Raw genomic sequence first — 13349 nt, forward strand, 5'->3', positions numbered from 1 at the left:
CCTGCCCCATCATAGGGAAAAGTGTGGCGAAGTCACAACGCCGCAAAAGGGTTACGGCAGCGGGAAAATCTTTCCGGGATTGAAGATGCCGTTCGGATCGAGCGCCTTTTTGATCGCGCGCATCGCCTCGATCGCCTCCGGCCCCAGTTCGGGAACAAGGTAGTCCTGCTTGCCCTGCCCGATGCCGTGCTCGCCGGTGCAGGTGCCGTCCATGCGGTGCGCGCGCTCGGCGAGGCGATGCACGAATTCGTGGCCGCGCGCCACCTCGTCCGGATCGTTGACGTCGCACAGCATGAGGCAATGGAAATTGCCGTCGCCGACATGGCCGACGATCGGCGCGATCAGCTTGAAGCGCTCGATGTCATGTTCCGTCTCGCTGACGCAATCGGCGAGCCGCGAGATCGGCACGCAGACGTCGGTCGACATCGGCCGCGAGCCCGGGCGGATCGCCGCTGCCGCCCAATAGGCGTCGTGACGCGCCTGCCATAGCCGCGTGCGATCTTCCGCGCGCGTCGTCCACTCGAACGCGCCGCCGCCGCAATCCTTGGCGATCTCCGCGAACGCCGACGACTGCTCGGCGACCTCGGCCTCGCTACCGTGGAATTCCAAGAGGAGAAGCGGCGTCAGCGGCAACGTCAGCTTTGAATAGGCGTTGCAGGCGGCGACCTGCGCGGCATTGAGAAGCTCGATCCGCGCCAGCGGAATGCCGCTCTGGATCGCGAGGATGGTGGCGTCGCAGGCGCCCTTCACGCTGCCGAACGAGCAGGACGCCGCGGCAATGCTCTGCGGAATGCCGCGCAGCCGCATCGTCATTTCGCAGATGATGCCGAGCGTGCCTTCCGCACCGATAAACAGATGCGTGAGATCGTATCCCGCAGAGGATTTCTTCGCCCGCGTACCGGTGGTGATGATCTCGCCGTCGCCGCGCACCACTTTCAGCGCCAGCACATTGTCGCGCACCGTGCCGTAGCGCACCGCGTTGGTGCCCGACGCGCGCGTCGAGGCCATGCCGCCGAGCGTTGCATCCGCGCCAGGATCGATCGGGAAAAACAACCCCTGATCGCGCAGGTTCTCGTTCAGCGTCTTGCGGGTGATACCGGGCTCGATCACGCAATCGAGGTCTTCCGAATGCACCGCGAGCACGCGGTTCATCTCGCGCAGGTCGAGCGAGATGCCGCCGAAGGGCGCGTTCACCTGCCCTTCCAGCGAGGTGCCCGCGCCGAACGGCACAATCGGCAGGCGGTGGCGCGCGCAGATACGCACCGCATCCTGAATGTCGGCAACGCTGCGCACCAGCACCACCGCGTCGGGCAACTGCGGTGCGATCCATGTCGTGGTGTGGCTGTGCTGCTCGCGCTGGGATTGCGAGGTGAAAAAATCGCGCTGGAAGCGCGTGGCGAGGGTTTCAAACGCATTGCTGAGAGTCTGCGGCGAAACCCGGGGTGCCGTTGTCGTGGTCAAGGCGCGTGTCCTGCAAGAAAAGCCACGCAACCGTCGCAAACGGCAACCGGCCGGTCAAGCCGACCGGCCGGTGATCAATCTGCGCTAGATCAATGCCGCTACACCATCGGTCGTCGGCCGCGCATCAGGCCCACAACGGCCGAGACGGCGAACAGCACGATGGCGATAAAGAACACGATCTTGGCGATTTCGATCGACGCGCCGGCAATGCCGCCGAAGCCGAGAAGGCCCGCGACCAGCGCGATGATGAGAAACGTCACAACCCAACCCAACATGGCAGTCTCCTTGTGTCGATTCCGTTGCAGGAGGTGTTGCTCCTTTGCGAAACCAATCCGTGACCGATTTGGAAGTTCCGGGCACAAGCCGCCGCCCGATCCGGAAAAATGCCGGCTTTTCCGGGAACAAATCGTCGTTGGGCAGCCTGGCTCCTTGCCTGTACGGTCGGGGGCAAACCGCCTATATGTCTCGATATCCTTCGAGAAAGAAGGCTCCCTTTCACGCGCCCGCGGTGCCATCGTGGGGCAACCGATTCGCATGACTGAACCTGTTCGCCGACCCGTTGCCGATGTGCCTGCCCACCAGCCTGCCGCTGGCGGCATTGCCGCGCGCGCCCGTGCGGCGGCGGCTCCCCAATATCTCACAGCGCTGAACCCCGAGCAGCGCGAGGCGGTCGAGACGCTCGATGGCCCCGTGCTGGTGCTCGCCGGCGCCGGCACCGGCAAGACCCGCGTTCTCACCTCGCGCATCGCCCACATCCTGAGCGAGGGCCGCGCCCGGCCGTCCGAAATCCTGTCAGTGACGTTTACCAACAAGGCCGCGCGCGAGATGAAGCAGCGGCTCGGCGTCATGCTCGGCCAGACGGTGGAAGGCATGCCGTGGCTCGGCACCTTCCACGCCATCGCCGGGCGCATCCTGCGCGTGCATGCCGAACTCGCGCAGTTGAAGTCGAACTTCACCGTGCTCGACGTCGACGACCAGATCCGTCTTCTCAAGCAGCTTCTGCAGGCCGAGGGCATCGACGACAAGCGCTGGCCCGCGCGCATGCTCGCCGGCCTGATCGACGGCTGGAAGAACCGCGGCCTCACGCCCTCGCAGGTGCCCTCCGGCGAAGCCGCGATCTTCGGCAACGGCAAAGGCGGCAAGCTCTATACCGCCTATCAGGAGCGGCTGAAGATTCTCAACGCCGCCGATTTCGGCGATCTCCTTCTGGAGAACATCCGCATCTTCCGCGAGCACCCCGACGTGCTGCGGCAGTATCAGCATCGCTTCCGCTATATTCTGGTCGACGAATATCAGGACACCAACGTCGCGCAGTATCTCTGGCTGCGACTGCTGGCGCAGGCGCCGTCGCCTCTCACCTCGCCCCGCTTGCGGGGAGAGCATAGTCGGCCTTCGGCCGACGTCCTTGAGGAAGGACGCCGTGGCGAAGCCACGGCTTTGGCACGAAGTGCATCCGGTGAGGGGCAAAACCTCGACATCTCGCTTGAAGATTCCGCCCCTCACCCCAACCCTCTCCCCGTAAACGGGGAGAGGGGGCAGACGCCCAAAAACATCTGCTGCGTCGGCGACGACGACCAGTCGATCTATGGCTGGCGCGGCGCGGAGGTAGACAACATCCTGCGCTTCGATCACGACTTTCCCGGCGCGAAAGTCGTGCGGCTCGAGCGTAACTATCGCTCCACCGGCCACATCCTCGCCACCGCCTCGCACCTCATCGCCCACAACGAAGGCCGCCTCGGCAAGACGCTGCGCACCGAGGATGTCGACGGCGAAAAGGTGAGCGTCACCGGCGCCTGGGATTCGGAAGAAGAAGCCCGCTCGATCGGCGAGGAGATCGAACAGTTTCAGCGCGCGGGTGAGAAGCTCAACGAGATCGCCATTCTGGTGCGCGCCTCGTTTCAGATGCGCGAGTTTGAAGACCGTTTCGTCACGCTCGGCCTGCCCTATCGCGTGATCGGCGGTCCGCGCTTCTACGAACGCGCCGAAATCCGCGATGCGCTGGCCTATCTGCGCGTGATCAATTCGCCCGCCGACGATCTTGCGTTCGAGCGCATCGTCAACGTGCCGAAGCGCGGGCTCGGCGACGCCACGGTGCAGCTTCTGCACGACCACGCCCGCAAGCGCCGCGTGCCGCTGACGGAAGCCGCGCGCGCCATTATCGAGACTGACGAGTTAAAGCCCAAGCCGCGCGGCAGCCTGCGCGATCTGCTTGCCAGCTTCGACCGCTGGAGCGCGCAGCGCGACGCCATTCCGCACACCGAGCTTGCCGAAATCGTGCTCGACGAGAGCGGCTATACCGAGATGTGGCAGAAGGACCGCTCCGCCGACGCCGCTGGCCGGCTGGAAAACCTGAAAGAGCTCGTGCGCTCGATGGAAGAGTTCGAGAACCTGCACGGCTTCCTCGAACACATCTCGCTGGTGATGGACCGCGAAGGCGGCGGCGACGAAGATGCCGTGTCGGTGATGACGCTGCATTCGGCGAAGGGCCTCGAATTCGACAACGTGTTCCTGCCGGGCTGGGAAGAAGGGCTGTTTCCGCATCAGCGCGCGCTCGACGAACAGGGCCGCGCAGGGCTCGAGGAAGAACGCCGCCTCGCCCATGTCGGCATCACCCGCGCACGCCGGCGGGCGAAAATCTATTTCGCCACCAACCGCCGCATTCACGGCTCATGGTCGACGACCATTCCCTCGCGTTTTCTTGACGAACTGCCGGCCGAGCATGTCGAGATTCTGGAATCCAAAGGCGGTGCGGGATGGGGCGGCGCGGGGGGTTATGGCGCCTCGCGCTTCGACAACATCGAATCGTTCGGCTCGAGCTATTCGACGCCCGGCTGGCAGCGCGCGCAATCGAACCGTGGCCGCGGCGGTGGGTTCAACGAAAGCGGCGCGCGATATGGTGGCGGCGGGCGCCGCAAGCCGCTCACCATCGAAGGCGAACTGATCGCGAAATCGACCGGCACCGAATCCGAATTCGCGCCCGGCGAGCGCGTCTTCCACCAGAAGTTCGGCTACGGCCGCATCGCACGCGTCGACGGCAACAAACTCACCATCGCCTTCGACAAGGCTGGTGAGAAAAAAGTGATCGACAGCTTCGTGACGCGGGCCTGAGGCGCGCGAAAAGACCTCTGCGCCCTCTTGTCGCGGCCATCATGCGTCTCTATCTGTCCGCGACCCCGCCTTTCGCAAATCACATCCTCATGTCCGCAATCATTACCGTTTCCAATCTGACCAAGACCTATGCGTCAGGCTTCACCGCGCTGAACGACATCAACCTGGAGATTCGCCGGGGTGAGATCTTTGCGCTGCTCGGCCCGAACGGCGCGGGGAAGACGACGCTCATCAGCACGATCTGCGGCCTTGCGATGGCGACCAAGGGCACCGTGACGATCGGCGGCCACGATAATGTCAGGAACTATCGTGCCGCGCGCGAGATGATCGGCCTCGTGCCGCAGGAACTGCATACCGACGCTTGGGAAACACCGACGGCGACCGCCGCGTTCAGCCGCGGTCTGTTCGGCAAGCCGAAGAACACACCGCTGATCGAGAAGATTCTGAAAGACCTCGCGCTGTGGGACAAGCGCAAGAGCCAGATCATCACCCTCTCCGGCGGCATGAAGCGCCGCGTGATGATCGCCAAGGCGCTCGCACACGAGCCGCAGATTCTGTTTCTCGACGAGCCGACCGCGGGCGTCGACGTCGAACTGCGCAAATCGATGTGGGAGGTGGTGCGCGAACTGCGCGCCTCCGGCGTCACTATCATCCTCACCACGCATTACATCGAGGAAGCCGAGGAGATGGCCGACCGTGTCGGTGTCATCAACAAAGGCGAGATCGTGCTTGTCGAGGACAAGGCGACGTTGATGCGCAAGCTTGGCCGCAAACAACTGACGCTGCATTTCAACGAGCCGGTTACGACGCTGCCCGCCTCGCTCGGCATCTACCAGTTGGAGCTGTCGGAGGACCGTAAGGAACTGACCTACACCTACGACACCAAGGGCGAGCGCACCGGCATCACCACGCTGCTGAACGATCTGCGCGCCGCCGGGCTCAACTTCAACGATCTCAACACCACGCAATCCTCGCTCGAGGACATCTTCGTCAATTTGGTGCACCGCGCATGAATCTTCACGCTATCGGCGCGATCTACAAATTCGAGATGGCACGCACATTCCGCACGCTGCTGCAGAGTGTCGTCTCGCCGGTAATCTCGACCTCGCTGTATTTCGTCGTGTTCGGCTCGGCGATCGGCTCGCGGATTCCGGAAATCCATGGCGTGAGCTATGGTGCGTTCATCGTGCCGGGCCTCATCATGCTGTCGGTGCTGACGCAGAGCATTACCAACGCCTCGTTCGGCATCTACTTTCCGAAATTCACCGGCACGATCTATGAGCTGCTGTCGGCGCCGGTGTCGGCCTTTGAAGCGGTGATCGGCTATGTCGGCGCGGCGGCGACGAAATCCTTCGTGCTCGGTCTGATCATTCTGGCGACCGCCGGCCTGTTCGTGCCGCTCAAGATCGCGCATCCGGCGTGGATGTTCGCCTTCCTCGCGCTCACGGCGATTACCTTCAGCCTGCTCGGCTTCATCATCGGCATCTGGGCCGACGGCTTCGAGCAGCTGCAGGTGGTGCCGCTCCTGATCGTGACGCCGCTGACGTTCCTTGGCGGCAGCTTCTATTCCATCGACATGCTACCGCCGACCTGGCGCTTCATCACGCTGTTCAATCCGGTCGTGTATCTTATCAGCGGCTTCCGCTGGAGCTTCACCGAGATCGCCGACGTCAGCGTCGCCCACAGCATGGGGATGATTCTGGTCTTCCTCACCGTCAGCATGGCGGTGATCTGGTGGATTTTCAAAACCGGCTATCGGTTGAAGCGCTAACCTTCCCTCAAATGCCAACGGCCCCGCATGCGGGGCCGTTTCGATTCAACATCTAATCCGCTGATTAACGATAGCGGCGGTGATGGGAATGGCGGCGATGGTGATAGCGCCGGCTGTCATAGCGTCGATTGTGATAACGATGGTTCGGTGCGCCGATAACGCCGCGGACCGCGCCGACCGCGCCACCCACACCAGCGCCGATAGCGCCGCCGACAACACCACCAACCGGCCCTGCCGCACGATTTCCGCGATAGGCGCCCTCTTCGGCGCCGCCGATGATGCCCTGCGCATGACCTGCGAGCGGCGCCGCAAGCAGCATCAAAAGGGTCAGGGCGGATGCCCATGCAAAGGTTCGTTTCGCCGGCTGCGCGGCGGTCGTGACTGCTTTCATTTCAGGCTCTCACAGAGTGAACGGGTCAAAGAACAACGCAAACACAACGCACCAGCCAAGCTTTGGTTTCATCGGCCGTCACGCAAACGTTAAAGCGGTTAACGCTTCATTCAGCCGCAAACAGATGCCGTCAGTGTATCCTGAGCCTGCTGGAAAAAGCCATCTTCAGCACTTAAGTCGATACGTATCGGCCCCGATCAACCCCATGGCACGGCCGCTGGAGTGAGTGAGATGCGTAAGTTGGTCCTGGCGGTTGCGGCGCTCGCTTTTGCGGCCGGCACCTCGCTTGCTCATGCCGCGGTCGATATCGAGGTCAACAAGGATATTCAGCAGATGACCGTCTCGGTCGATGGTCAGGTGCTGTATCGCTGGCCGGTGTCGAGCGGCAATCCCACGCACGAGACGCCGAACGGAAAATTCCAGACCTTCCGCATGGAAGAAGATCACTACTCGAAAGAGTTCGACGATGCGCCGATGCCGCATTCGATCTTCTTCACCAAGCAGGGCCATGCCATCCACGGCACGGACTCGGTCAGAAATCTCGGCATGCCGGTCTCGCACGGCTGCGTGCGCCTGTCCCGCGCCAACGCAACCACGCTGTGGAATTTGGTAAAGCGGGAAGGCCTCCTCAAAACCTCCGTCCGCCTCACCGGCTCCTCGCGCGTGGCGCTGGCGCGCAATCCGCGCAACGTGGCGACGCGCGGCGGCACCACGCTCGATGCCAATGCGGGCGCGACTGCAGGCCAGCCGCTCGATACCACGCCGCGGCGCCTTGCGCCCGGTGCGATGTTCGACCGGCCGGGCGACGATACGGCGCAACCGTCCTATCAGGAACGGCAGGTGCAGCGGCAGCCTTATTACGGCTATGGCGGCAACAGTGGTTACGGCAACAACAGCGGCTACGGCATGTCCGCGCCCGATCCGCGCGACCCGACCCGGCGCATCTATGTCGATCCGCGCTATGGCCGCGGCTATGCCAACGATTACGCCGAAAGCGACGCCCCGCGCTATTACCGGCGCCGGAGCTATCAGGTCCGTCCTTATTACGAGGATGACGACGACTAGAGCAATTTCGGTTCACTCAAAATCATCATGCGCGGGCATAGCCGTTCGAAGAACGGCGTCGCTTCCGCTCGCCTATGACCCGCGCATCCATCCAAAGGGAAGAATTTCCTCAAAAAGATGGAATGCCGGGTCAAGCCCGGCAATGACAGATCTCACTTCCATTAAAACGAAAACAGCTTGAAAGGCGCGAACCTAACGCGCCTAGTCGCCCTCGCGCAGCCGCCGCATCACCGCGCCAAGCACGTTGGAATAATCGTCGGTCCACACCCGCACATCAGAGCGCGGCGCGGTGCGCTCCCATAACGGATCGGATGCAAGGGCACCGACATCTTCCGGCACGCGCGCCGACGCCACCACGTTGGTGGTGAAGATGTATTCGCCGTTGCGTCCGCTGTCCTCGTTGAAGACCCAGCTCATCAGGCCATTGGCATCGGCAATGCCGACCGCGACGCTCGCAAGTTCGAGATGGCGGTTGGAGACATGCATCATCACCACGCCGTTCGGCGCGAGCTTTGCCTTGTAGATCGCCATCGCCTCTTTGGTCGCGAGGTGGATCGGGATCGCGTCCGAGGAATACGCATCGACAATGACGAGATCATACACGCCGTCCGGCTCGCGCGCGAAGGTCAGCCGCGCATCGCCAATCACCGGCTCCATCTGCGGCATGCAGGACGAGACATAGGTGAAGTATTTCGGATCGCGCGCGGTCTCGACCATGGTCCGGTCGATCTCGAAGAATCGCCACGTCTCTCCCGGCGCTGCCTGACAGGCAAGCGTGCCCGCGCCGAGCCCTATGGCGGCGACGCGCAACGGCGCGTCCTTGCGCGCACGAACGGCCGCGATCGCGCGGCCCATGCCGCCGTCATTGTGGTAATAGGTGATCGGTTCGGGCCGCCCCGTCAGCGGCGTGCCATCATCGGCCTTGAACTTCTCCGCGCCATGGATCGTCGTGCCGTGCATCAGCACGTGATACTGCTCGTCCGGGGTCACCACGATCTTGTGGACGCCGAAGAAGCTGCGCACCGTTTCCACCCGTCCCTCGTCCAGCGGATAGACGCGCACCAGCACGAGGCCCAGCGCGACGAGCGCCGCGAACTGAAAGCGATTGAGCCGCATCGCCACTGCGAGCAGCGCGGCGACGACGGCCACCGCACCGATTGCCCAGACCCGCCACGTTTCAAGGAACGCCTCGACCTTGCCGAGGTGCCCGGCGAATGCGATCAGCGCCAGACCTGCAACCATCGCGATGAGCCACAGCCGCATCGCGCCACGCCGTGGTGTCCACTTCGGGCGGCACAATGCGGCGAGCGCAAGCAGGATCGGATATTCCGCGACCCATGAGAACGTGAACGGCGCGAGCAACCCGGCGAACAAGCCGCCGACCATGCCGCCGAACGACAGCGCGACATAGAATCCGGTGAGATAGCGCGCCGGTGGACGGGTGCGCGCGAGTTCGCCGTGGCACGCCATCGCGATAAGGAAGAAGCAGAGCTGATGTCCGCCGAGCGTCAGCAGCAGATTCTGCTCGCCGCCAATTGCGAGCAGAATGACCGTACCCGCAATCGCAAACGGCTGTATCGCCAGCATCCAGTCGTGCGACAGCAACGGGCGCGACTGAAACACCAGCACCCATGTCAGGAGATAAAGCGACAGCGGCAGCACCCATAACAGCGGCGCGGCGGCAACGTCGGTCGAGATATGGGCGGTGACGGCGATGAGCAGCCCCGAAGGAACGGCAGCGAGAAACACCCATCGTCCCCACTGCGTCCATGACGGCGCGGGCGCCGCATCGGTGGCGGCGGTGGAGGCAACCGCCATCGCGGGCGCTCGCAGCATCATATAACCGCACACGGCGATCAGCAAGATGAGAACGCCATAGCCCGCGGCCCACCAGAGATTCTGCGCGTGCAGCGTCAGCGACGGCTCAAGCAGCAATGGATATGACAGCAGCGCCAGAAAGCTGCCGATGTTGGATGAGGCATAGAGGAAATAAGGGTCCGGCCCGTCCGGATGGCCAGTGCGCACGAACCATGCCTGCAGCAGCGGATTGTTCGCGGCGAGCGCAAAGAACGGCAGGCCGATCGAGACGGCGAACAGACCGAGCAGCCAGAACGCGTATCCACTCTCCGGCGGCTCGGCGAAGCCGCTCGCGATCGACAGCGGCAGGAACGTCGCCGCCACCGCGAGCAACACGAGATGGATCGCGACCGGCAGCACGCGGCTTTTCAGCATCATCAGCGCGTGCGCATAGGCATACCCACCGAGCAGCAGCGATTGGAAGAACACCATAGCCACCGACCACACCGCGGGCGAGCCGCCGAGCCGCGGCAGCACCATTTTGGTGAACAGCGGCTGCACCGAGAACAGCAGTAGCGCGCTGGTAAAGATCGTCACCGTGTAGACCGCAAGCACCGCACGCTCGCGCGTTGCGGAAGATGCCGCGCCGGCCGGAGATGAGGCGGTCATGAAAGCTCCACACGCGGCCTCGGGGCCGGAAATGCCATTTTCGCCAATGGATCACAGCGCGGATGAACGGGCAATAACAAGGCCGTGACGCATCCCCATACCAAATATCGCTCGCGCCACAGGCGGGCCGCATTTAAGAAGAGCGGATGTCACGATATGACGCCATCATCATCGGAGCGGGCCATAACGGCCTCACCTGCGCAGCCTATCTTGCGATGAACGGTCTCACCGTGAAGGTGGTGGAACGGCGCAAGGTGGTGGGCGGCGCGGCGGTGACGGAGGAATTCCATCCCGGCTTCCGCAATTCAGTCGCCGCCTACACCGTCAGCCTTCTCAACCCGCAGGTGATCGCCGATCTCGATCTTGCCGGCCATGGGCTGCGCATCGTCGAGCGGCGGGCACAGAATTTCCTGCCCGCACCGGACGGCAGTTATCTCCTCACCGGCGAAGGCCACACCCATCAGTCGCTTGCGAAGCTGAGCGAGCGCGACTCATTGGAGATCGACGCCTTCAACGCCGAGCTCGAGACCATCGCCGACGTGCTGCGGCAGTTCGTGCTGCGCGCGCCGCCGAATGTGGTCGAAGGCGTTTCGCTCAACACGCTGCGTGAGAGCTTCAACGCGCTGGAGAGCGGCGCCATCCTCCGGCGGCTGTCGCTCGAACAGCAGCGGTTGCTGCTCGATCTGTTCACGCTGTCGGCGGGCGAGATGCTGGATGACCGGTTCGAGAGCGATCTCGTCAAGGCGCTGTTCGGATTCGATGCCATCGTCGGCCATTATGCGAGCCCCTACGCGGCCGGCTCCGCCTATGTGATGCTGCATCACGCTTTCGGCGAGGTGAACGGCCGCAAGGGGCGATGGGGCCACGCCATCGGCGGCATGGGCGCAATCACACAAGCGATGGCGGCATCGGCACGCAGCCACGGCGCGGAGATCGAGACCGATGCCGGTGTGCGCGAAATATTGGTCGAGAACGGCCACGCGATCGGCGTCACGCTCGATAACGGCGAGACACTGCGCGGGCGTTATATCGTCTCCAATGTCAACCCGACGCTGCTTTATACCCGGCTGGTGCCGCAGGCGGCGCTGCCCGCGCCGTTCGCCAAGCGGATTGCGCAATACCGCAACGGCTCGGGTACCTTCCGCATGAACGTCGCGCTCTCGGCACTGCCGTCGTTCACGGCGCTCCCCGGCGCGGGCGATCATCTTACCAGCGGCATCATCATTGCGCCGTCGCTCGCCTATATGGAGCGCGCCTATCAGGACGCGCGGCAGTTCGGCTGGAGCCGCGAGCCGGTGGTGGAGATGCTGATTCCCTCGACGCTCGATGACAGTCTGAGCCCACCCGGCGCCCATATCGCGAGCCTGTTCTGTCAGCACGTCGCACCCACACTGCCGGAGGGCAAGTCCTGGGACGATCACCGCGAGGAAGTGGCCGACCTGATGATCGCCACCGTCGACCGCTATGCCCCCGGCTTTGCCCAAAGCGTGATTGCCCGCCAGATTCTCTCGCCGCTCGATCTCGAACGCGAATTCGGGCTGATCGGCGGCGACATCTTCCACGGCAAGCTGACGCTGAACCAGTTGTTCTCGGCGCGGCCGCTGCTCGGCCATGCCGACTACCGCGGGCCTCTCAAAGGCCTCTACCATTGCGGCGCGGGCGCCCACCCGGGCGGCGGCGTCACCGGCGCGCCGGGCTATAACGCGGCCCAGACCGTGCTGCGCGACCACCAGCGGATTTTCCTGTAGAGAACTCTGTGGAAAAGCCTGTGGAAAGACTGTGCGAAACCTGTTCGTCTCATGCGGATAACCTGTGGGAGGCAATAACTATCTCCCTACATCTCTTTTGATTTTCGAGACCCATGACCGCTCCCGCCCCGACATCAACCTCCGCGCCCACGTTTCACGCTACCTGCGAGGTGGGAACCGAAGTCCGGGCCAACCGCATCGCCGATACCCTGTCCGAGATGGTCGATGACGGCGAGACGGTGGTTGCCGCCTTTGAACAGCCGGGCGGCACATGGAGCGTGTCGCTCTATTTCGCATTGTCCCCGGACGAGGTCGCGATCCGCACGCTGTTGGCGCAGGTCGCGGGCGATGACGTCGCCGCCACGCTCGCCTTCGATACCGTCGAGCCGAAAGACTGGGTGAAAGCGAGCCTGGCCGACCTCGTGCCGGTCGAAGCAGGACGATTTATCGTCCACGGCCATCACGACCGCGAGCGGATTGCACCGAACAAGCTGCGAATCGAGATCGAGGCCGCGCTTGCCTTCGGCACCGGCCACCACGGCACCACGCGCGGCTGCCTCCTGCTGCTCGACCGCGTGCTGCACCGGCGCGCACCACGGCGCGTGCTCGATCTCGGCACCGGCACCGGCGTGCTTGCGATTGCCGCGGCCAAGGCGTTGCGGCGTCCCATCCTCGCAAGCGATATCGATCCGCAATCGGTGCTGGTCGCGCACGACAACGCCGTGCTCAACGGCGTCGGGCAGTATGTCGAGACATTCCAGGCCATCGGCTTCGGCTCGCCACGCTTTGCGCAGGCCGGGCCGTTCGATCTCGTGCTGGCAAACATCCTCGCCAACCCGTTGCGGCAACTCGCACCGGCGATGGCGCGGCACGTTGCGCCGTCCGGTCACGTCATCTTGTCAGGGTTGTTGCCGCCGCAGGCACGTAGCGTCATCGCGGCCTATCGCGCGCAGGGCTTGCGTCTTGTCCGCCGCTACGATCTCGACGGCTGGACCAGCCTGTTGATGCGGCAGTCTGCTTAGAATCCCCGCGTCCGCTCCCGCGTGACATCGCCTTCGGTGTAACCGATCCGGCGGGCGTCGCGCTGCAGGCGGGCTTCGGTCAACCGATCGAGCAATTCCACGATCAGGCCGCGCCGCTTGGAGACCATAGCCAGGGGAACGTCCATCGGGCCTTCCACACCGATCTCGCTCGGGGGCAGGCCCCTCCGCAGGATCTTCTCAAAACGCAGTGACGGCATTTCCAACCTCCACCCAGTCGAAACGCAGCACTCCCGGCAGTCTTCTCCCGAACGAAGCAAACGCGCAGAAGCACCAATGGTTCCGTGGCTCGCCTTCCG

11 protein-coding genes are annotated in these 13349 nt (G+C 63.7%); 6 read left to right on the top strand and 5 right to left on the bottom strand.

The window, feature by feature from the left end:
• Positions 1-51 precede the first annotated feature (51 nt).
• Complete coding sequence (locus OCA5_RS13625; RefSeq protein WP_012562429.1) at positions 52-1461, bottom strand: FAD-binding oxidoreductase; 1410 nt, start codon at positions 1459-1461, stop codon at positions 52-54.
• Between the two features lie 98 nt (positions 1462-1559).
• Entirely contained in the window at positions 1560-1736 is a 177-nt protein-coding gene (locus OCA5_RS18875) for a DUF1328 domain-containing protein (protein WP_012562427.1), read from the bottom strand.
• Between the two features lie 259 nt (positions 1737-1995).
• Between OCA5_RS18875 and OCA5_RS13635 the strand changes: the two genes are divergently transcribed.
• From OCA5_RS13635 to OCA5_RS13645, 3 genes are all read left to right on the top strand, one after another.
• Positions 1996-4569 (top strand): ATP-dependent helicase, encoded by a 2574-nt coding sequence (locus OCA5_RS13635; RefSeq protein ID WP_012562426.1) that lies wholly within the window; start codon positions 1996-1998, stop codon positions 4567-4569.
• Positions 4570-4658: 89 nt separating this feature from the next.
• Complete coding sequence (locus OCA5_RS13640; protein ID WP_013913276.1) at positions 4659-5582, top strand: ABC transporter ATP-binding protein; 924 nt, start codon at positions 4659-4661, stop codon at positions 5580-5582.
• Entirely contained in the window at positions 5579-6340 is a 762-nt protein-coding gene (locus OCA5_RS13645) for an ABC transporter permease (protein ID WP_012562424.1), read from the top strand. The genes OCA5_RS13640 and OCA5_RS13645 overlap by 4 nt, the downstream gene beginning before the upstream one ends.
• A 64-nt stretch (positions 6341-6404) precedes the next feature.
• Here OCA5_RS13645 and OCA5_RS19305 read toward each other — a convergent pair whose 3' ends face one another.
• On the bottom strand, positions 6405-6731 hold the full coding sequence (locus OCA5_RS19305) for a hypothetical protein (protein WP_012562423.1): 327 nt from the start codon (positions 6729-6731) through the stop codon (positions 6405-6407).
• Between the two features lie 231 nt (positions 6732-6962).
• Between OCA5_RS19305 and OCA5_RS13655 the strand changes: the two genes are divergently transcribed.
• Complete coding sequence (locus OCA5_RS13655) at positions 6963-7796, top strand: L,D-transpeptidase (RefSeq protein ID WP_013913278.1); 834 nt, start codon at positions 6963-6965, stop codon at positions 7794-7796.
• A gap of 201 nt (positions 7797-7997) precedes the next feature.
• Here the strand turns inward: OCA5_RS13655 and OCA5_RS13660 are convergent, their stop codons facing one another.
• On the bottom strand, positions 7998-10262 hold the full coding sequence (locus tag OCA5_RS13660; protein WP_012562421.1) for a spermidine synthase: 2265 nt from the start codon (positions 10260-10262) through the stop codon (positions 7998-8000).
• Between the two features lie 146 nt (positions 10263-10408).
• Between OCA5_RS13660 and OCA5_RS13665 the strand changes: the two genes are divergently transcribed.
• Positions 10409-12010 carry a phytoene desaturase family protein gene (locus tag OCA5_RS13665; RefSeq protein WP_012562420.1) on the top strand — a complete coding sequence of 534 codons (1602 nt, stop codon included), beginning with the start codon at positions 10409-10411 and terminating at the stop codon, positions 12008-12010.
• A gap of 113 nt (positions 12011-12123) precedes the next feature.
• Complete coding sequence (locus tag OCA5_RS13670; RefSeq protein ID WP_013913279.1) at positions 12124-13032, top strand: 50S ribosomal protein L11 methyltransferase; 909 nt, start codon at positions 12124-12126, stop codon at positions 13030-13032.
• Here the strand turns inward: OCA5_RS13670 and OCA5_RS13675 are convergent.
• Positions 13029-13250, bottom strand: coding sequence for a hypothetical protein (locus OCA5_RS13675; protein WP_422388707.1), 222 nt, complete (start codon positions 13248-13250; stop codon positions 13029-13031). The genes OCA5_RS13670 and OCA5_RS13675 overlap by 4 nt on opposite strands.
• Positions 13251-13349: the final 99 nt, after the last annotated feature.

It is taken from the genome of Afipia carboxidovorans OM5 (assembly GCF_000218565.1).
Lineage (GTDB): Bacteria > Pseudomonadota > Alphaproteobacteria > Rhizobiales > Xanthobacteraceae > Afipia > Afipia carboxidovorans.